Here is a 20830-nt window from a genome sequence, read left to right as displayed (position 1 = left end):
CTACCGAAAATGTAGGGGCGTACAGCTAGCTGTACACCCCTACATATCTATCTGTATCAGGTATTTCCTGAAATGGGATTAATTCAGGAAATTTCGAGTGCCACTACCACCGTTTCTACCAACAGCAGGAATTTCCAGTAAGCTATCTGTAGCGTTACCAGTGCCATTATTGGTAACAGAGGTAGAGTTACCCGGATGTCCATTAGGAACAAACAGTTGCGGGTGGTCAAAAGGTGCTTTCTCATGGACAACTCGCTCATCGGTGAGTCCTTTTAAAAAGGCGACCAATTGCTGTTTTTCCGTTGGTGACAGATTCAGAGGGGGAAGAGCTCCAAAGTCACCACCCCGACTGTAAAAATCAACCACTTGCTCTAGAGTCCCCTGACCTCCGTTGTGAAAGTAAGGGGCAGTGAGTTCCACATTGCGAAGCCCAGGTGCTTTGAAAGCTCCGTCTGCAACTACGCTCTCACTTGAATTCAACGGTGGAGTCAGAATCGGGGGGTTTTGACCCAGGAGATTATTAAATGTCCCCAGTTGAGCCAACCGTGCCTCAGAGAAGGGATTACCTTGGCCGTTAGCAGAGAAACCGTCATTACCACCCAAACCGCGATCGTCCGTGGCAGGTCTGACACCAATATTGAAGAAGCCAGTGTCTTCAGGGGATTTTGCACCAAACGGCGAACGTATGATTCGTCCGCTTTTAGCCACGTTGCTGACTGAAGCACCGGTTAATTCCAACCCACTATGGCAACCGATGCACCCCTTGCCCTCGAATAGTTTCTTGCCTTGTTGCTGCTGCACAGTGAGGGCGTTGGTGTTTCCTTCCAAGAAGCGATCGTATGGCGTATCATTGGCAATGAGTGTAGACTCGTATAACTGAATCGCCAGCCCAAAGAATAGCGAGAAGTTATACTCCAACACCGAGTACTCATTGGTTTGGGAAGAGTTATCAGGCGTGTTGACAAAAGTCCGTCTACCTTGAGCATCAACTTGGATGAGTCGATTAGAGTTCCACCACTCCGGCTTAAAGGCATCTTTAACCAGCTGTTCGTAGGTTTTATCCTTCAGTCCGGGTTGAGGCCATCTACTGTTTGCACCTAAAACGCTGTCTTGTGGATGCACAACTTGTTTGCCTAGTGGTCTGAGGGTAGATAACTTTTGCGCCAGTACTCGGGGGAGCTTTGTACCGCTAATTGACAGAACATTTTGCAACAGTTCGCTCAGAGAATTTGTGTTGCCAATTTGCGAGAGATTATTATCAATTTGTTGAATGGAACTGAGTAGTGGTCCGAGCGAAATATCTGGCATCAGATTGCTGACAGATTTTCCGTTGTTAACTTGTCCGAATTTATTACCAATTTCTTGAAAAGTGCGACCATCAGCAGACAACTCGGTGGAACTGAGTGGCGGACCCAGCGCCTGAGAAGCTAAAGACGAATTATTCAGGCTGACTTTGACAAATTGGAGCTGATTTGGGTTTTGTGCTTTGACGACAGAGGCGTTAACATCTCTTAAACCGAAAGGGTTCACCCCATTAAAGATGTTTTGCGCCTTTCCATCCCAGAAGTTGCGGAAGTTGAATGCTGCATTAATTACGGTTGGCGTGTTGCGCGCCTGGACGCGGCGCACATTCGTACCTCCCACATTAAATACGGGATCGCGTTCATTTGTTACTTGGTCTTCCGCACTACCAGGTTTGACATCAACAAACTTTGTATTGAAGACCCCCTGAGAGGAACTGACATCGTTACGGTCAGAGACAACAGTTTTAGAATCATTGGAGTTCGACAGCTTGTGGAAGGGGAAATCTTCCGGCTTGAGCTGGTAGTTTGGTGCGCCACCGACATTAAAAGCTGTATCTGGATTCGGTGTACCATCGGCGTTGACCCGCAAAAGCCCAGGATTGATCTGATTTTTGGATCTATTATCGGCTCCAGCATGGAAGTGACAACTAGCACAGGAGGTCTGTCCGTCGCTCCCAACCTGCATATCCCAAAAAAGAGTTTTTCCTAACTTGATTGCAGCTACTTTGTCTTTTACAAAGTCTCCAAGATTATTAGGCTCTGGAACCGATACGCTCTTGAGCGAAACTCGAGGCGACCCCGTAACCTGCGCTGATACACTATTTCCAGCTATTACTGCTACCAGAATAATGGCAGCAATTGTTATAGTCTTTGAAAATCTTGATCTGAGGTAGTTAAGCTTGCCATCTCTGAATCTCCGCCCTTGGCGCTTTATTTTTATCACCAAAGATTTGAGTAAAAATCGACCTTTTGAGGTTAGTAGCAAATAAATTGATAAGCCAGTAATAAAGACTACTAAGCTTATTATGGGTATAATCCCCATAGTTTTTTGTCATAAAATAACAACGAAAAAAATTATACATCTGTGAGCAAGTCTTAAATTTATTATTCTTGTAAAGTAATTACGTAATTTACTAATTTTATGTGAACAAAAAACGCCATATTACTACAAAAACTTGGGTAGGTAGGTAAGCTATTCTATATTTAAGTTGGATTAGCTGGGCTGTTAATATACTTACTCCACAAGAGTTTGATAAAATTCAGATATGCAAATTAGATATGTTTTAACTGATGATCAGCCCTACTTTGAGTAGGATATTTGAATGTCGCTACATCAAAGTTCTGGTCGGTGGCGCTTAGGACTAGCGTTATCGCTATTGACGGTTTTATTGTGGGGAATTTTACCTATCGCTCTGACGGTAACTCTGCAAGTACTTGATGTTTATACCATCATTTGGTTTCGGTTCCTGGTATCTTTTTTACTACTTGCTGCGTATTTAGGAATACGCCGTAAATTGCCAAAGTTAGAAGAATTGTATTCTGCTGCTTGGAAGTTATTAGCGATCGCTACACTTTTCTTAGGGATTAATTACTTTTTCTTTATGCAAGGTTTAGCACTTACATCGCCTGCTAACGCTGAAGTTCTCGTTCAATTATCTACCCTTTTATTAGGTTTAGGAGGGTTAGTGATTTTTAAAGAACGTTACCGGCTGTATCAATGGATTGGTGTAAGTGTAATGACTTGCGGTTATCTTTTATTTTTTCGTGAACAACTAATAAATTTAGTTACAGCGCATGGCACATATATACTAGGTAGTATTTTGATTGTGCTAGGAGCAGCAACATGGGCTATTATATGCTTTGGCACAAAAGCAGTTATTACAATCTTTATCTTCCCCTCATATTATGCTGTTTATTTATGGAGACTGTGCTTTATTATTCACTCCTCTAGCCAGAGTAAAATCACTTTTTATACTTGATAGTTTCCATTTAGAAATGTTGGTTTTTTGTGCATTGAATACTTTAATTGCCTACGGTGCTTTTGCCGAATCATTAGAACATTGGGAAGCATCACGAGTGAGTGCAGTATTAGCTTTAGCTCCAATTGTGACATTAAGATCAGTCGCAGTTGTATCAGTTATTGCACCTGATTGGACATCACCAGAACACTTGACTTTCATCGCAATATTAGGAGCGGGTTTAGTAGTCACAGGTTCAGTAGCGATCGCCTTGGGAAAAGCTGATTCTTGAAGAAGAATACATTCGTCAGAATTCAGAATGCTTATATCAATTCTGCATGAAGATGCGCCAAACTATATGTTTTTCATCTAGTAAATTCGTGCCAGATTCAAAGCTACAACATAAATACTGAGGCAGGGTATTTTTTATTTGCTATGATTTAATAGTGAAGGCAACCTACTGGAGTCAAAATAATTCGTAATTCGTAATTCGTAATTATTTAGTCAGCCTCTTGCAATATGGATACTTTACCCATCTGTGTAACTCTGTAGGATTTAATTGTTGACCTTATGTCCGATAAAAAAATCCTTGAGTAATAATTCATAAATCAAAATTAAGGAGCGGAGCCGGAGACGCTCCTCTGAGGTATCATAATCAATTACTGGTTAATTGGGAATCACTACTTTTTTTTGACTACCAAATCCTAGATTTCATGGGGATTTTAAACCTATTCATACCCCTTATTTGAAGCAAGCTAAATCCAGAATTCATGCTGAATTCTGACGACTGATGCCTTTATTCTGTTTCGATAACTTTAAATAAACCAAGCAGGGCGCCCGAATAACTACCAAAGCCAACACCTGATAAAACCAGACCACCGAAATAGTTGAGCGATGAATAGTTTGTTTGGTAATTGGGCTAGCACCCTTAGAAAAAATTCTTTATTGCTGGCTCTTTCAATGGTGCTGCCAACCTTTGGAATTAGTAATTCTGTCTTGGCAGCAGAGCGGATTTATGCATCTTATTCAGCTTTAGAACTTTCCATTTCAGTCACTGCTTTAGAAAACTACGCCAAAACAGGTGTAATTGACAACGATTTGGCAGCGTATCAGCAATATCTGCCTCTTGAAAAGCTTCAGGGATTGCGGCGGATTTTAGTTAATCGAGTGAAAGTTAGTCCGGTAGTAGTTTCGCAACTTCTCTACACACCACAAGGAGAATTTTTACTGCATCGGTTGGCGCAAGCGATTATAGCCAAATATCCTCAGTCAGAACCAGAATTTGATGCTTTGCGTTCGGCGCTAATTTTAGCCTCTGCGGAATCGTCCGGCTTGACACTTTTGAATGTGTTGCGTAAATATCCCAACAGCAGCATTCGCCTTGATGTCGTAGAGACTTTGGAAATAGCTACGGAATTGGAGAAACTTGTTAATCAAACTCATCGTGCGATCGCAGCAGTTTCCCAAAAGTCTAAAATAGAAGCTACTACCATTTCACAACCAAATTTCTCACAATTACCCGATTTGCAGATTCCGGGAAAGTTGAAGTCACAAAAATACACCCTGAAGTTTTTTGACTCAACGCGCAATCGGCTTTTATTAACTGATGTTTACATTCCCAACCTCCAGAACACTGCACCGATAATTGTGATTTCTCACGGCTTGGGTTTAGACAGCAGCAACTTTCAATATTTAGCCACTCATCTAGCTTCCTACGGATTTGCCGTCGTCGTTCCCAATCATCCTGGTAGTGATGCTAAACAATTGCGTTCGCTGTTGAATAGACGCGCCATTGAAGTAGCAGAACCAGGTGAATTTAAAGACCGACCTTTGGATGTGACATATATATTGAATCAATTGGAAAAAGATAATCAATCTGATTCACGATTTAAAGGTCGGTTAAATCTGCAACAAGTCGGAGTATTTGGTCAATCTTTGGGAGGCTACACAGCCTTAGCCCTGGCAGGTGCTAAAATCAACTTTCAGCAGCTAAAACAAGACTGTCAACCAGCAGCACTGCAAAATACCTGGAATATGTCTTTACTGCTCCAGTGTCGTGCTTTGGAACTGAGCATCAGCAAGTCTCACAAGGATTATAACCTGCGGGATCAGAGAGTGAAAGCCGCGATCGCAGTTAATCCTATAACTAGTTCTATTTTCGGCAAAGTTGGCTTAAGTCAAACAAAAACTCCAGTGATGATTGTCAGCAGTAGTGATGATACAGTTGCACCAGCTTTAGCCGAGCAAATTTTACCTTTCTCCTGGTTTAGGAATTCACAAAAGTATCTCGTCATGCTTGTAGGTGGCACGCACTTTTCCACTATTGGCAATGGCAACCCTGCAAATCAACAAGTAGCATTACCTGCCGATATGATTGGCGATGCTTCCCAAGCGCGTCGTTACATGAATATTTTGAGTTTACCTTTCTTCCAAACTTACGTCGCAAGAAGACCAAAATACGTCTCTTACCTCAACGCCGCCTACACCCAAAGCATTTCTAGTAAGTCTCTTGGATTGAGTCTCGTCCAGTCGCTGAGTAAAAGCGAATTAGCACAAGGATTTAGTAGCGATCGCCCCAAAGCTCAATATTATCAAAAAAAAGCCCCTAACTCCATACTCAACTTTGGATTTTGGATGTTGGATGTCGGCGTTGCAATGCTGCATGTAACGATTTTTATTTAAGTCTAAAAGTTTACCTCCGTCCCTCTCCGCATCGGAGAGGGACAGGTTTTGCGTAGCCAAACCAGGGAGAGGTCTTTTTTATTAGCCTAATTACGGGGATGATGCTTCCACTGTGATCTGAGGCGCACCTTTCCAGCTAAGGTATAAAAAGGGCATAGCAATTCACTTTGGGAAAACAAAAAAAAAACAAATATGAATAATTATCTAAAATCAACCGTAAAACTACTTAATTATCTAAAATAGCTCTCAAAATACTTCAGTGTAAGCACTAGATGATTTTATGCTTTGATTTGCGAAACTATCCACTAGCTAATTCAAAAAGTGAACCAGCTAAAACTGAAAACAGGTTTAACGTTAATAAAGAGTGAAATACAACCATGACTACAGCAGACATTAATTCAATTACTGGCCTTTATGTAGCTTACTTTGATCGTGCCCCTGATGTGGCTGGTCTGGATGGTTGGTTAGGCCAAGCCAAAGCGGGCGTATCGCTCGAAACCATAGCCGATGCTTTTGGTAATTCACTAGAGGCTGCAGCGAAATATCCCTACTTGGACTTCCCTAATATCGCCGATCCGACTGCATTCGTCACCTCAATTTACTTCAATGCTTTCGGTCGGGCGCCAGATGCCACGGGATTGGCGGGTTGGGTTAATCAGTTGAAGACTGAAGGACCCGGTCAAGTTTCGACCTTTATCCTCACATTAATCCAAGGTGCTCAGGGTCCAGACATAATAGCTTTGCAAAATAAGGAAGCCCTTGCCCTACGGTTTACTTTAGGACTGCTCAATAGTGGTAATAGTAATATCTCCACCAGCCCGCAGACAGTTGCAGATTCAGCAAGTATCCTCGATACGATTACCTCGACCTCAGACTCAACTATAGCAGGTAATTTGCTTACAGCAGGTAATGCGGCGGTTGATGCACAGATCGCTAATTACACAACTATTGCTCTAACTAGCTACCTTACTACCTCCTCTACTGACAGCCTTGTAGCTACAGCGAATAATGACACGATCGTAGGCGCTAACACTGGTACAGCATCAGAAGATCAAGTCCAAACTGGTGACAAGATAAATGGTGGTGCAGGCATTGATACCTTCCAATACATTGGTGCTTATGGTACTGCTGCTGCTGTGCCAACTCTATTAAATGTTGAAAAAGTAGAACTTTTAAATCCTACTACTGGTACCGTAATTGACTTCACTGGCAAAACTACAGGTCTTCAACAAGTCACCATTGAAGATCTCTCTAGTACCCTAGCTGCTTTTACCGCCAAAGGACTTAGTGGTATTACCTTTGGTGTTGAAGGTGCCACCCTTACCGCCGGTGCCACCCCTACCACGACTGTCACGGCGCTCACGGCTGATTTTGGTACGGCCACCAGTGCAAACTTGTCCATCAAGGATGCCATAGTGACTACGGCTGATCTAAGCACAGGCAACGCTGCACTCACTACCCTTAACATTGCGGCTGATGGTTTAGGGGAGAATTTGATTGGGTTAAAACTACCAGCGGCCACGACAACCCTGAAAATTACCGGTGCCGGCACACTAGATTTAGGTACTACCCCGACGACAGTATCAACGATTGATGCCAGCGCAAACACAGGCGGTGTTGATGTCACAGTTGGTGCCGTGAATGCTACCTTCACGGGCGGTAGTGGAAATGATACCTTTACCTCAGCATTAACCGACTTCGATGCCAACGATAAGCTTGACGGTGGTACTGGCACAACGGATACACTAATACTTACGGGTATCAATACTGCTCTCACCACCCCCCAATATGCAGCTATCAAGGCTATCAATGGTTTTGAAGTACTGAACTTATCAGGTACTGCTATAACAGTCGATGCCAGTCAGCTTCCTACTCAAGCTAACGATATATTCACACTAACGCAAGCAGGTGACATCACAGTTACTAACGCGACTGGAAGCAATACCTTTACCTTGGCAGGTTCTACAGCTAATAAATTCGATCTCACCGGGACTGGTGCTGCTAATATCGCCCTTCAAGATACTGCCAAAATCGACGCTTTAAACTTAACTGGCGCTACCAGCCTCAACATCCAATCTAACAAGAAGGATGCTACAACTGCTAGTAATTCGATCACATTAGGCACTGGTACTACTGTGCCAATCAAAGTGACGGGTGACAGCGCCCTCACGATTCTACAGCCCACTACCCCCATTAATAATGTAAACATTGATGCTACTGGTTTCCAAGGGGCTTTAACCGCTACTGGTGGTGGTACTAGTGGTAATGACATATTAATAGGTGGTAATGGTAATGACACCTTAACAGGTGGTGGTACTGGTACTACTAATAGATTAGTAGGTGGTCTTGGTAGTGACCTATTAACAGGTGGTGGTACTGGTACTACTAATACTTTTGTCTTCTCGATCGCAGGTTCCAATGCCGGAAGCTTTACGGGAGGTACTACCGATACCTATGATACCGCTAGTACTTTCGCGGAAGGAACAGATAAAATCGAACTCAGCGGAGGCGTATTCAATGCCACTAGTTTGATTAGTGAGTCGGCAGTACAGACAGCCGTCGGTAGTGCAACCACCTTGAGCACCGCACTTCCAAATGCTGCTACGGCAATTGGCGCTGGGAAATTTGGTGCTTTCAAATTGGGGAGTGATACCTATATCTTGGGTAATGATGCCACTGTAGGTACTTTGAATCAAGGGGATTTACTGATTAAACTCGCTGGCGTTACTACGACGCTGGCTGCTGGGGACTTTACATTCTCCTAATCATCACTCTTGTTTGAAAAAAGAAAGGACTGATCTATTATGGTTAGTCCTTTTTTTGGCTTCCTATACTTTGGGGTTCGTTAAAAAAATTGACTTTGACAAAGAGTTTTAGCCTTAACTGAACCGTATTGTCCTCAATCCAACATTTTTGCGGGGTTTGTTGGGTTTCCCAAAGCCTCAATCCAACCTACACATTTTTATTTTTTAGGCTCAACCGAGCAGTATTGAAACTTCTCTCGTTAAGTTGACTTGCGTTAGAGCCGCAATGAGATGCGTTTACAGCCAGAAGTTGTAAACGAGGTTTTAAATAAAACTTCTATAAGCCTTTAACGTTTCTTTTGCTGTTCTTTCCCAAGAAAATAATTTTGCTCTTTCTTTGCCTTTCTTAATTAATTCTTGGCGGAACTGAGAATCACTAATTATTTTTAATATAGCTTCAGCTAGTTGGATAAAATCATTCGGGTCAATTAGGATAGCAGCATCTCCTGTCACTTCCGGGAGTGACGAAGTGTTAGCAGTGACAACAGGTGCGCCTAGAGTCATAGCTTCTAATACTGGCAAACCAAAACCTTCGTAGTGAGACGGATAAACGAAAACATCGGCTTTTGAGTAAAATAATGCTACTAATTCATCAGCTAAATAGTCAAGATGGTGAATTTCATGTTTCCAAGGAGATGTCTCAATCGCCGTGAATATTGGTTCATAATTCCATCCTTTCCTACCAACTAATATTAGCTGATGCTCAATTTTATACTTTTCCTTTAAGAAATTAAATGCTGTAATTATAGTATTAATATTTTTCCTCGGTTCTATCGTACTGACAAAAAGTAAATAAGGTTTAGAAAAATCATAGCTAACTTGCTTTTCTAAAGTTGGAATATTTTGACTAGACAAATAATCAGGATGGTAACGACTAGCTAGAGGAGTAACATATACTTTTTCTGGAGCTACTTGCAAATGCTCAATAATATCTTTTTTAGAGCTTTCGGAAATAGTTAATACTAAGTCTGTCCATTCTAAGCAACGCTTAACTCTTTTTGTATATGTTTTCACAACTGAGTCTATATAATTAGGATATTTTATAAAAGTTAAATCATATATATTCATCACCTTTAAGCTGTTATTACAGGGATAAACTGAATAATTTGTCCCATGTAATATATTTGGGTAGTCCAAAGATTGTTCAAAATAATTCTGAAAATAATCAAGAAATAAATCTGAAACTGGAGTTAATGTCAATAATAAATCAGAAATTTTGACAGGTATAGGCAGTATATGAATAGAAGAATTTTGATTTAAACAATCAGGTAAAGCTAAGTTGCCTAAAAGCCATTTTTTAAAGCTTGGTTGATAAGCGATCGCCAGTTGAAAATTCTCTTGAGATTGTAAAGCCTCAAGTGAATAAATTAAATTAGTAATATAAAAGCCAACTCCACTTGGTTTTGAATCTACTGGAGTGGCATCGACTACAACTTTTAGCATTAGATATTTAGCTACGAATTACTTTTTCAGGTCATAATCAACCATTAACTCAACCATTTGCTCAAATGAATGTTGAGGCTGCCATCCTAACTCGGTCTTAATTTTATCAATAGAACCAATCAACTGCACTGGTTCATCAGGGCGGTAAAATGCAGGATCAACAGAGACATAATCTTGCCAATTTAGACCAACACAGTTGAAGGAACACTCAACAACTTCTCTGACAGAGTGAGTTTCACCACTAGCGATGATGTAATCATTGGGCTTTTCTTCCTGCTGCAACATCAGCCACATTGCATAAACAGCATCCTTAGCGTAGCACCAGTCACGACGAGCATCTAGGTTGCCCAATTTTAGTTCATTTGCCAAACCCAGTTTGATCTGGGCTGCTGCGTGCGTGATTTTGCGAAATACAAATTCTGTACCGCGTCGGGGAGATTCGTGAGTGTAAGTGATACCACAGCAGGCGTAGAGCTTATATTTTTGCCGATAGTTGACAGTCATCCAGTGAGCATAAGCTTTGGCAACACCGTAGGGATTACGGGGACGGAAAGCGGTACGTTCGGTTTGGGGTGATTCGTCGGGTTGACCAAAAACTTCACTACTGGATGCTTGATAAAATTTAGCATCAGGTTTGCAGCGACGAATGGATTCTAAGAGACGGGAGACACCAAGGGCTGTGTATTCGGCAGTGAGAGCAGGTTGTGTCCAAGAAAGGGGAACATAGCTTTGAGAGGCGAGATTATAAATTTCGTCAGGTTGAGCCTCAGCAATCACATCCATCAAGGAGGACTGATCCAACAGGTCGCCTGATAATATTTGAATGTCATCTGAAAAGTGGGAAATACGCTCTAGGTTGCTGGTACTGGAGCGGCGGACTAAACCAAAGACTTGGTAGCCTTTGGCTAGTAGTAGTTCAGCAAGATAAGAGCCATCTTGCCCAGTTAAGCCAGTAATGAGAGCTTTTTTAGTCACAGTAACAACCTTTGGGAAAGCTAAGTACTAAGATACAGGGGTAATTATAGTGGCATGACACGGCTAAAAGTAGTACGAATTTTAATCAGGGTAACTTAAGTTTTATTAAAGCTTTTGAGGATGTTTGAAAAGTCACAAAGTATACTATAAACCTCGCTTCCATTCCTCTCCCCGTTGGCGTCAGCCTGCCGTTAGGCAAGCAAAGAGGGCTTTGAAACCCCCATTCCCTCATAGGTAAGGGAGTCACAGTGCCTTAGAGGATGTTTGAAAAGTATTGGGCGAATATAATAGAGCCTCCGGCACGCTGACGCGAACGCTACTACACAAAACTTAGTCCACGGAGGTGGACTAATACAAAATCAAGGGTTTTAACCCACGGAGGTGGGTTTTGTTTGTGTAGCCGCGACTTCTAGTCGCCAGGGCTAGTAACAAATTAGACTTTTCAAACATCCTCTTAGGTTTGCGAGGCTTTGATGTTACGAAAAATACTTTTAAAACATCCTCTAATTGATAGTTCAGCAGGGAATTAATTACTAATAAAGTATATAGCTTCTGCAACTTTTGTTATCTGCATATCCAGTGTTTTGTAATCCATCCAATTACTTAGTTCTTCTCCTATCTTGTCTACCAACTTATACGCTAATACACTACATCTAAACCTTTGAATCTTTTCTCCAAAGCTGACGATCGCCTGAGCATAAATTTCCGGGTTATGTTTATTTTGTAAAAGCTGCTGACCATTTTCTCCTATTTTTGTAAAGAATTGGGGATTCGCCAAAAAACTTTTGAGGTGCTGTTGGATATCCTCAATTTCATAATTTGGACGCACAAATGCAACAGTGTCTTCCGATTGTTCTGCATACCAACCAACCTTTGTAACTAGACTAGGAAGTGCGTGACTCCAAATCCGAAGTTGACTCAGTGATGCTTCTCCCATAGTCGGATGGCGTAGATTAATCGCTAAATTAGCATTTGCCAAAGCCAAGTCTAACTCAGCATCCGCAACAAAATCATGTAGTTTTACTAGATTAGTAAGTCCTAATAGTTTAATTTGTTCCTCAATATAATTTTTATTCCAAACTTGCCCATATATATCTAAGAAAAACTGATTTTTTTCAGGTAAGCTAGATAATGCATTGAACAAAAAATCTAATCCACGGTTAGCACCAATATAGCCAAATACAATTAAGCGATAGGGTGCTTTATTATTTTTACTTTGTGGATTTGCTTGCCATTCACTTATGTACGGTAGTGGCGCATAGCCGACAAACCATCGCTTCTCTTGCTTAATAGTTTGGAAATCCACTTTTGTATGTGTGACAACTCCAACTGCATTCTCTAAAGCTAAAAATGTTAGCGGATAGAATTCACTCATGAACTCAGTTGAAATATTACCACTCAAGAATTTCAAGACCGCTTGCTCACCCTGAATCCCGTAGTATTTTTTCATCTGAAATAAATAAGCATCTAGATTCGACTTTTGTTCTCGATGTAGATAGATACTAGCAAAAAAGTGCTGTAATCTAACATCATGTAAAACAACTAAACCTGGGCATTGACGACTAACCTGCCATATTGCGAAGTGAAAGTCTGGATTATTGCCTATATGATATACATTTAAATCCGCTTGGTTAATTTCAACCCAAGGAATATTAGCCAAATCATAATGACGCACTATGGCGTACTTCTCCAAAGATGAACTCCAGTGCTGTTGATCTGTCCACAGCACAATTTCAGCATATTTTTGCAACGTAGGAATCAATTGAGATGTATACTCAGCAATGCCGGACTTTGTAGGCGATAGTGGGGAAAACCAGTTAATTTTCATGAGACTAGCTTTTGAACAACTGTAGACCATGAAATGCTGAGACTATCATAATAATCTCGTCCTGCCTTACCAAGAGCTTGTGCCCAAGAGCGATTTTCCCATAATTGATCCATCGCTGCGGCTAGAGATGTAGAAGTAGGTTCAGCAAATAAACCCGTTTCTTCGTGACGGATAAATTCTAAGGAACCTCCTGAATCTGTACAAGTAATAACGGGTTTAGACGCTAGCATTGCTTCCAGAGTGACATAACCATAGTCTTCATCCAAAGGTGGGTAAATAACTCCTATACTTTCTGCATAGGTTCTAATTTTTTCTTCTTCACTAATTTGACCTAAAAAAACTACTCTATTGGCAATATTTAATTTTTTAGCTAAATCCTTTAAGTATTCACCATAACTTTCTGTATCTGGTTTACCTGCAAACAATACCTTTACAGGATTCTTTGTTTCTGCAAGGGCTTTGATTACAAGTTCATGTCGTTTGATAGTTGTAAGCCTACTGGGAAAAAACAGATAATCATTTATATCTCCACAATAGAAAAGCTCGGAATTTTGAGGAGGGTGATAAATCGGGATAGAATCTACTTGATTAAATCTCTTTAATCTTCGAGAAACATTTCCAGAAAGAGTATAAATAGACTTATATTCTTTTAATGCTTGATTATCAGCATTAATAATTGCTTCACGAACCTGTAGTCCATTGGGAAATGTAATTAAATCACAATAATTTGTATCCCATAAATCATAAGCTGTGCGATGCTGATGCAAAAGCCACATAACCTTATTAGGGTGAGGTATTAAGTATGCAGGAAACTTTAAACCTATAATTTTGTCTACTACTTGACCACAACATTCTGAGAGGTCTAATAATCTACAAGCCAACATATGATCCAGAATCCGCTCTGGAGGATACCATTTAAAGGGAATTGCAACTATCTCGGCGTCATGACCGGCAGCAGATATAGCTTTTAGAAGACCTTCTGCTAGTATCTCTGCACCTCCTCTAACAAAGGGAACTTGAGTCGTAACTATCAATACTCTCATGGTTTAAATCCTACAAGTGCATAATCTTGTGGCCCATAAAAGTAATCACTGAAACGTTCAGCCAGTTCTGACTGAGTTAATCTAGGTTGAGTAGTATCAGGATGAAGCTTAATACATCTAACTTTGGATAGACCAAATGATTCTGCCACAAATGTGATCATAGAACTTGGCAGTGGATTACGATGTGTCGGATCTAAATAGAATGTGTTACTACCTACTAAGATATTATCTGGATTTGGTGTTTCAAAAATTACCAATCCTCCTGTCTTAAGCACTCTCATAGTCTCAGTAAATAACTTTAGCAATACCTCAAATGCTAAATGTTCAATGATATGGAAACCAGTTACTGCACCCAAGCTAGCATCTGGCAAAGATTGCAAATAGCTAATTACATCTCCTTCTATAACCTCTAGTCCTCTGATTCGGCACTGCTCTATCATTACTCTGTTAATATCCAAACCCCTAGTAATGTATCCTGAATCTTGGAGAAGTTCTAGCCATTCACCCCGCCCACAACCCACATCTAAAATTGGGGATTCAGGTGTGCCTACCTTTGCTTGCTCAATCAATGGCAAATAAACTTTTAACCTACTTAAAATCTCTTCACGGCTACCTCTAAATTTATCCTCAAAAGCAACATAAAAAGCATCTAAAAAATGTATATCTTCATTAATAAAAGTTTTTAATTGCTCTTGACTAAAAGGTTCCGGTAAACGTTTTCTTGCCTCTTCCAGAAACATTGTTACTAGACGCTTCTGCTGCATTAGGTCATTTTTCAGGTAGCTATCGTTTCTGATGTAAAGTTCATCTCTTGTTTGGATACGAGTGTCTGTAGTAATAAGACGCTCATTTATTCCTTGCATTTGAGTATCTACAACACCCAAATGCTCACCTATTTCTTGCATTTGAGTATCTACAACACCCAAATGCTCACCTATTCCTTGCATTTGAGTATCTACAACACCCAAATGCTCACCTATTCCTTGTACTCTAATATTCATAGCATCCAAGCGCTGTTGAATATTAGTTGATAAACTATTAACTAAAGTATCAATAGTGTTAAAGCTGTTATCTATTCTTTGGACGCTTCCATCCAGAGTATCCAGGCGCTCATCCATTTGCACCTTTAAAGTGGTGATTTGCTCTATTAGCTGGCGATTCAGCGCTACAGACTCTTTTAGAGAATTAATTAGATTGAAATTGACTTCTCGTTGATCTTTAAAAATAAAATTAATCGCTCTCAAAATAAACTTTTGTAACTTAGTGTTAAATTTAAAAGGAAAGCGATTCAGCTTATCAGGCCACTTTGTCCGAATACATGATCGAGACTCTGCATTTCTAAGCAAAGCTTCAATATAGCTAATATTTAACATCATGTTTGATGTGTCGAAATTAGATTTTGAATCTAGTGGCTGAGATTTAACTTGACGTTTAGCCACTTCGTTACAAATCTTTTGTATTAATTCCTCAACGTTAATTTCTGGATTGTTTGCTTCAATCATCATTTATATTTTCAAAATATATAAAACTTTCACTTTTACGGGATTATTTCTTTGACTATTTTTGCTGGAATCCCTGCTACAACCTGATAACTAGGAACATCGCATTTCACAACTGCGCCTGCCGCTACTACAGAATTCTTACCAATTTTACAAGGGCCAATTATAGTGGCATTACTTGCTATCCAAGCCCCTTCCTCAACTACAATATCATTTCCTTCAGTTGGAAAATTGTTCATCCTCTCTAGCCCAAAATTTCTATAGTCGTGAGTTCCAGTTATTACACTAACATTGTGCCCAAAAAAAACATATTCTCCTATTACTATATTTCCCGAAGATAAGTTAAATAATGCATTATTTACAACGCATGTTTGTGACAATTTTAGTCTTTGAGGTTCGCCAAAAACCAAGTATTGTTTTAAGCTTACATCTTTGATACGCTGATCAAAATAGCCTTGCGTGAGAGATTGCTTGAGGTAAATATCAAAATATAATCTAATCCAGCTTTCGAGCTTAGATTTAAAATAATTTTTAACTATTGTGTACATAGTGATTCCTCGTAGAGTCTGATCTTTCTGCCAGATACTTGAAAGACTCCTTCTACCAAATCATTTACTGCTGCTTGTATAACTATGGCATTCTGAATCCAGTCCAGCATTTCTAAATCTTCGTGTGTTCCATCTCCAAATGCGATATCTAAAGCATAATTTCCACCAGCTAAGTGAGGCCAAATAAACTCAAAATCGACTATTGCTCTTCCTATTTCTGATTTAGATAGCCAGTAGCTAGCAAAATTTTTATCTAAGAGTTCTGTACTCCATCCTGATAAAACAGTTCTCAATCTATCCAGTAGTGCTATGCCAACATTTGGTTTTCTAACTTTATCGTGTCTGAATGTAGTGATTCTAATTTTTAATATATCTCCAGGATAAACCAACTTAATAGATTGCCCCTCACTATCTAACACAGAGATATGCTCAATTTCTGCACGTCCTGTACCAAATCTCTCAAATCCATAAAAAGCCATATACGGCTTTTTCGTAAACGGATTTAATTCTTTAATGGTGATTTTAGCCAAATCAATTTCTTTTTCATTGGCAGGAATATTCTCATTATTATTTGAATCCAAATTTATACTAGTTCTTTTATTTACTTCTTCATGCACCCATGCTTGATAGTGTTTACATACTTCAGCAGGTTGTCCAGTGTCTACAATAATCCCTTGATTAATCCACATAGCTTTTGAACACAGGCGTGAAATAGATCCTATATCATGAGATACAAATAATATTGTTCCTCCAGCATCTTGAAAATCTCTAATTTTGGCCATACAACGATGGACAAAGATGCCATCGCCTACTGCTAAAGATTCATCTACAATTAAAACTTCTGGTTTAACGTTGATTGCTACTGAAAATGCTAAACGAACAAACATACCACTAGAGTATGTTTTGACTGGCTGCTCCATGAAATCACCAATTTCAGCAAAGGAAGCAATTTTGTCAAACTTTGCTTCTATTTCTGCTCGGCTTAATCCTAAAATTTGCCCATTGAAAAATACATTTTGTCTGCCAGTAAATTCGGGATTAAATCCGCTACCTAGTTCGAGTAAGGCTGAGACTCTACCCTTAACCCACATCTCCCCTATAGTTGGTGTTAAGGTTCCAGCAATAATTTGTAGCAATGTACTTTTGCCAGAGCCATTTTGACCAATAATTCCTAAAGTCTCACCTTTATAAACCTCTAGGTTAATATCCCGCAATGCCCAAAATTCCTCAGCTTGGCTCTTACCGGGTAGCAAAATTTCTTTTAATCGATCTACTGGATGAGCATACCGCTTGTAGGACTTTGAGACATTCTTCAACGAAATAGCAATTTCCTCACCCATACCACTGAACACTTTGCTAATAGGACATACCCAGAGGTATAACTTTATCAATCAGATCACAAATTATCAACGAGGTCATCGAAATTTTTAAGCTTTATTGCATAATATTGCTATCTGTATTACATAGTTTACATTATTGGGCTAATTTCAGGTGAGTTGACTAGTGAAACTTTGCTACAAAACATCGGCAAATACTGGGCGCAAACGCTTGTATACTGAAAAAGCATAGGAAAACATTATCGCCGCGATCGCAGAAGCTACCCCCCATTCGCCCCAATGCTTCACCTCCCGAACTAAAATGAGGTCACGATCAACTTCAGCTTTACTTTCAATACAATCGAAAATACATCAGCTAACGCTTTCGGAAGTCGAATAGCTAAACTGTTTCCCCACTTAGCAACAGATGTAGTCATAGTTACCTCAAAATGCTTTCTTAGATAGTTACACACCCAAACATAAAACTTTCGGAGCTTGACACGTATACTTAGAACTATTGTACGTATCCACTTTGAAGATACCATAATTTCTATCTTCGGTGCGTTGGGGAAGCCGTAACACACCGAAAACCATCTTGTGATTATTTGCCGTCTAGTTACTGTAAAAACCGTAATCAGCATAGATGATATGCGATCGCATTCATATTTCTCGGCATATACTTTATTTCTAATTTGAGTCTTTTTTGATTTGAAAGTTCCTTACACAGAATGCTATGCTTTCGTTAAAATCTGTAATTTTTGTGTTGCTGACTAAATGAGGGCTTATCATCAAATCCCAATTTTCGAGTGTGGTGAACCCCTAATAGAGATTCCTTTAGAACTATTTGCGGTGGAATCTCCCCATCCTTATGAAAAATTAGGTGCTATTTATGGCGAATACTCCCCTTATTATCTCCGTGAAAGCGTGATTGAAAATTTGCTCCAAGCCCAAAATTACCTTTATCTTTTGCATCCTAACTGGCGTATCCAAATCTTTGATGCCTATCGCCCGATCGCAGTCCAACAGTTTATGGTAGATTACAGCTTCGCCCAAGCAGTCCAGGACAGGGGACTGACCGAAGTGGAATTATTACCAAAGCAACGCCAAGAGATTTGGAAAGCGGTTTATGAAATTTGGGCTGTACCAAGTTTAGATGAAAAAACTCCCCCTCCTCACAGTACTGGTGCGGCGGTGGATGTGACGCTGGTAGATGATGCTGGACAAATAGTGAATATGGGTTCGCCGATTGATGAAATGTCAGAGCGATCGCATCCCGATTATTATGCCAATAGTTATTACCAAAAATCACAAAAGTATCATGCTCACCGTCAGCTATTGCGGGATGTCATGTTAAAAGCAGGCTTTCAACGCAATCCTAGAGAGTGGTGGCATTTTTCTGCTGGCGATCAAATGTGGGCTTGGCTGAATAATCGATCCAATCCAGCCAATCCTGTCACTGCACGTTATGGGCGTCTTGTATAGATGCGTTAGGCATCTTGAGGGTTTAACTCCCTTAACTCGTCAGTGGTGTAAGTACCAATGGGAGTCCAAACTAGATAGGGAAGGAGTAACAGCGCCGCCATTAGAGAAATTGGTAAAACGCAGATTCCCAGGACAACGGCTAAAATCAAACCGATTAAGCCAAGAATTTCCCCAGTTTTCAGACTGCGAAACCTCAGCATTAGAGGTATGTAGGCGACGGTGATAATTTCCACCAAGAGGTACAAAGCCATTAGTAGCCAAGTAATTAGGCTTCCGGGATTTTTTTGCCAGACAATATAAGCTGAAGCTGCACCGCTAATAAAAATCACAGTCCAGATGATTGGAATTAGCGGCTCAAAAACTAGCCAGCGAGGGCGACTTAACTGTGCGAACCATTTAACATCACGCGGTGTAATTAAGAAACTACCAAGGGCGATCAAAAAAGTTACAGCCCCAATTATTATCCAAGATGGAATCATAATGCACTCAAGCTTTGTGTATTTTGTCAAGTCATACATTGCAAGTTTGACAATTTAGGGCTTAGGTTGAATCATTCGCTGGTACGAATCTTAGGCATCTTGAGGATTGAGACTGATCATCTGCCAAGTGGTATAAGTACCAATGGGACTCCAAAGCAAATAAGGAACTAGTAACAATGCTGCCCAACCAGAAATAGTTAAGATTGCAAGTATCAATAAAGCACAAATGAAAAAACCTGTGCCACCAAGAATTGTACCCACTTTCAGGCTGCGAAGCTTAAACATTACAGGCGTATAGGCAATGGTAATAATTTCTAAAAGCAAGTATAAACCCATGATTAACCAGGTTGAGGTGCTTCCTGGGTCTTTTTCCCAGACAATATAAGCCGACCAAGCACCGCAAATAAATATTACAGTCCAGATAATTGGAATCGCACCCTCAAAAGTTAGCCATCTGGGTCGTTGTAAGCGGTTGAACCATTGGCGATCGGTAGGCGTAATTACGTTAGCTGCCAAGGCAACTAAGAAAGCCACACCTCCAATCACCATCCAAGATTTAATCATGCCCTTCAGTCCTTTGCGATCGCTGTCTATCGCTTAATATCACTTTTTATAGTGTGATTTTGTCAATTTAATTGCTAATTATTCATCATCCCTGAGTTTGAAACCTTTACATCGTTTGGTAAGATTTTACAGCTATTTTCGTCTTAAATAGACCACGCGCTAGGGGGTTAGGTCTTTCGTCGGCTTTTCCACATGACCTGAATTGTCAGCACAGCAATCCTCATACGTGTCAACTTCAGGTGAAAGTTAGTTTAGAAGCAGCATTTAGAGATTGTCTCGTTAAGAGTCTCCGACTCTTAATGCATTCCGAGGGGGCTGCCGCCTCAAGACTTGCGGCAGCAGCCCAATGAGATGCATTTCCAGCCTCTGGCTGGAAACGAGGTTTTAAAAGGGTTTTGGCTTAAGTTGATACCAATGAATGAGGCTTTGAACTCCATTAATGAGGCTTTGAACTCCGTTAATGAGGCTTTGAACTCCGTTAATGAGGCTTTGAACTCCGTTAATGAGGCTTTGAACTCCGTTAACGAGGCTTTGAACTCCGTTAACGAGGCTTTGAACTCCGTTAACGAGCCTTTGAACTCCGTTAATGAGCCTTTGAACTCCGTTAACAAGCCTTTGATACTCGTGAACAACGATCAAAATTTCAAGAACAGAGGCGAGACAACAGCATTCAAACTTTTACAGACGGTTCCCCAGGACAGAAGAGATTTGTTGATAAAACTAGATTATGCGATCGCTACCGCTTTGGATGCGATTGTAGTGCAATACTGCGTAGGTTTTGAGTCGATCCCCCCAACCCCCCAATTTATCCTATCCATTACCCACATCTTTCTTAACATAAGGTTTGACAAAAGCCAGAAATTGTGTATCCTCTATGCCAATAACTAGAGTCAAACCAAAGTCAG

The 20830-nt window shown here is 40.4% G+C and carries 13 protein-coding genes and 2 pseudogenes; 4 read left to right on the top strand and 11 right to left on the bottom strand.

Annotated elements, in window-relative coordinates:
- Positions 1 to 78 precede the first annotated feature (78 nt).
- The gene (locus V7L05_RS11045; protein WP_335164196.1) at positions 79 to 2346 is read right to left on the bottom strand and encodes a cytochrome-c peroxidase; all 2268 of its coding nucleotides are present in this window, start codon (positions 2344 to 2346) and stop codon (positions 79 to 81) included.
- A 280-nt stretch (positions 2347 to 2626) separates the two neighbouring features.
- On the opposite strand from V7L05_RS11045, the pseudogene V7L05_RS11040 reads away from it, so the two are divergent.
- From V7L05_RS11040 to V7L05_RS11030, 3 genes and pseudogenes are all read left to right on the top strand, one after another.
- Positions 2627 to 3554: pseudogene (locus V7L05_RS11040) on the top strand (DMT family transporter).
- A 602-nt stretch (positions 3555 to 4156) separates the two neighbouring features.
- Positions 4157 to 5944 carry an alpha/beta hydrolase gene (locus tag V7L05_RS11035; RefSeq protein ID WP_335164195.1) on the top strand — a complete coding sequence of 596 codons (1788 nt, stop codon included), beginning with the start codon at positions 4157 to 4159 and terminating at the stop codon, positions 5942 to 5944.
- 377 nt (positions 5945 to 6321) lie between these two features.
- The gene (locus V7L05_RS11030) at positions 6322 to 8709 is read left to right on the top strand and encodes a DUF4214 domain-containing protein (protein WP_335164194.1); all 2388 of its coding nucleotides are present in this window, start codon (positions 6322 to 6324) and stop codon (positions 8707 to 8709) included.
- A 303-nt stretch (positions 8710 to 9012) separates the two neighbouring features.
- On the opposite strand, the gene V7L05_RS11025 is transcribed toward V7L05_RS11030, so the two are convergent.
- From V7L05_RS11025 to V7L05_RS10990, 8 genes and pseudogenes are all read right to left on the bottom strand, one after another.
- Complete coding sequence (locus tag V7L05_RS11025; RefSeq protein WP_335164193.1) at positions 9013 to 10191, bottom strand: glycosyltransferase family 4 protein; 1179 nt, start codon at positions 10189 to 10191, stop codon at positions 9013 to 9015.
- Positions 10192 to 10209: 18 nt separating this feature from the next.
- Positions 10210 to 11166: a GDP-mannose 4,6-dehydratase gene (locus tag V7L05_RS11020; protein WP_335164192.1), complete on the bottom strand. Its 957-nt coding sequence runs from the start codon at positions 11164 to 11166 to the stop codon at positions 10210 to 10212.
- A 526-nt stretch (positions 11167 to 11692) separates the two neighbouring features.
- A complete protein-coding gene (locus V7L05_RS11015; RefSeq protein ID WP_335164191.1) occupies positions 11693 to 12994 on the bottom strand; it encodes a glycosyltransferase in 1302 nt (433 codons plus the stop codon).
- A complete protein-coding gene (locus V7L05_RS11010) occupies positions 12991 to 14037 on the bottom strand; it encodes a glycosyltransferase family 4 protein (protein ID WP_335164190.1) in 1047 nt (348 codons plus the stop codon). Before V7L05_RS11010 ends, V7L05_RS11015 begins: the two co-directional genes overlap by 4 nt.
- Positions 14034 to 15542: a class I SAM-dependent methyltransferase gene (locus V7L05_RS11005; RefSeq protein ID WP_335164189.1), complete on the bottom strand. Its 1509-nt coding sequence runs from the start codon at positions 15540 to 15542 to the stop codon at positions 14034 to 14036. The genes V7L05_RS11010 and V7L05_RS11005 overlap by 4 nt, the downstream gene beginning before the upstream one ends.
- Positions 15543 to 15574: 32 nt before the next feature.
- Complete coding sequence (locus V7L05_RS11000; protein WP_335164188.1) at positions 15575 to 16084, bottom strand: acyltransferase; 510 nt, start codon at positions 16082 to 16084, stop codon at positions 15575 to 15577.
- Positions 16072 to 17424, bottom strand: coding sequence for an ABC transporter ATP-binding protein (locus V7L05_RS10995; RefSeq protein WP_335164187.1), 1353 nt, complete (start codon positions 17422 to 17424; stop codon positions 16072 to 16074). Before V7L05_RS10995 ends, V7L05_RS11000 begins: the two co-directional genes overlap by 13 nt.
- Positions 17425 to 17598: 174 nt before the next feature.
- Positions 17599 to 17745 (bottom strand): annotated as a pseudogene (locus V7L05_RS10990) (ABC transporter permease); the annotation flags it as partial.
- A 429-nt stretch (positions 17746 to 18174) separates the two neighbouring features.
- Here V7L05_RS10990 and V7L05_RS10985 point away from each other — a divergent pair.
- A complete protein-coding gene (locus V7L05_RS10985; protein ID WP_335164186.1) occupies positions 18175 to 18882 on the top strand; it encodes a M15 family metallopeptidase in 708 nt (235 codons plus the stop codon).
- A gap of 5 nt (positions 18883 to 18887) precedes the next feature.
- Here V7L05_RS10985 and V7L05_RS10980 read toward each other — a convergent pair whose 3' ends face one another.
- The gene (locus tag V7L05_RS10980; RefSeq protein ID WP_335164185.1) at positions 18888 to 19361 is read right to left on the bottom strand and encodes a TspO/MBR family protein; all 474 of its coding nucleotides are present in this window, start codon (positions 19359 to 19361) and stop codon (positions 18888 to 18890) included.
- A gap of 90 nt (positions 19362 to 19451) precedes the next feature.
- Complete coding sequence (locus V7L05_RS10975) at positions 19452 to 19925, bottom strand: TspO/MBR family protein (RefSeq protein ID WP_335164184.1); 474 nt, start codon at positions 19923 to 19925, stop codon at positions 19452 to 19454.
- Between the last annotated feature and the right edge of the window lie 905 nt (positions 19926 to 20830).

The sequence above is a fragment of the Nostoc sp. genome (assembly GCF_036917755.1).
GTDB lineage: Bacteria > Cyanobacteriota > Cyanobacteriia > Cyanobacteriales > Nostocaceae > Nostoc.
Note: the sequence above shows the minus strand (reverse complement) of the source record. Positions and strands in the feature narration are given on the sequence as shown.

Bases quoted from the DNA above. Each gene is read 5' to 3' on its own strand.
- V7L05_RS10995 (WP_335164187.1), bottom strand. From the start codon at position 17,424: ATGGGTGAGGAAATTGCTATTTCGTTGAAGAATGTCTCAAAGTCCTAC.
- V7L05_RS11015 (WP_335164191.1), bottom strand. From the start codon at position 12,994: ATGAAAATTAACTGGTTTTCCCCACTATCGCCTACAAAGTCCGGCATT.
- V7L05_RS11005 (WP_335164189.1), bottom strand. From the start codon at position 15,542: ATGATGATTGAAGCAAACAATCCAGAAATTAACGTTGAGGAATTAATA.
- V7L05_RS11045 (WP_335164196.1), bottom strand. From the start codon at position 2,346: ATGGGGATTATACCCATAATAAGCTTAGTAGTCTTTATTACTGGCTTA.
- V7L05_RS11000 (WP_335164188.1), bottom strand. From the start codon at position 16,084: ATGTACACAATAGTTAAAAATTATTTTAAATCTAAGCTCGAAAGCTGG.
- V7L05_RS10985 (WP_335164186.1), top strand. From the start codon at position 18,175: ATGAGGGCTTATCATCAAATCCCAATTTTCGAGTGTGGTGAACCCCTA.
- V7L05_RS11010 (WP_335164190.1), bottom strand. From the start codon at position 14,037: ATGAGAGTATTGATAGTTACGACTCAAGTTCCCTTTGTTAGAGGAGGT.
- V7L05_RS11025 (WP_335164193.1), bottom strand. From the start codon at position 10,191: ATGCTAAAAGTTGTAGTCGATGCCACTCCAGTAGATTCAAAACCAAGT.
- V7L05_RS11030 (WP_335164194.1), top strand. From the start codon at position 6,322: ATGACTACAGCAGACATTAATTCAATTACTGGCCTTTATGTAGCTTAC.
- V7L05_RS10975 (WP_335164184.1), bottom strand. From the start codon at position 19,925: ATGATTAAATCTTGGATGGTGATTGGAGGTGTGGCTTTCTTAGTTGCC.
- V7L05_RS11035 (WP_335164195.1), top strand. From the start codon at position 4,157: ATGAATAGTTTGTTTGGTAATTGGGCTAGCACCCTTAGAAAAAATTCT.
- V7L05_RS10980 (WP_335164185.1), bottom strand. From the start codon at position 19,361: ATGATTCCATCTTGGATAATAATTGGGGCTGTAACTTTTTTGATCGCC.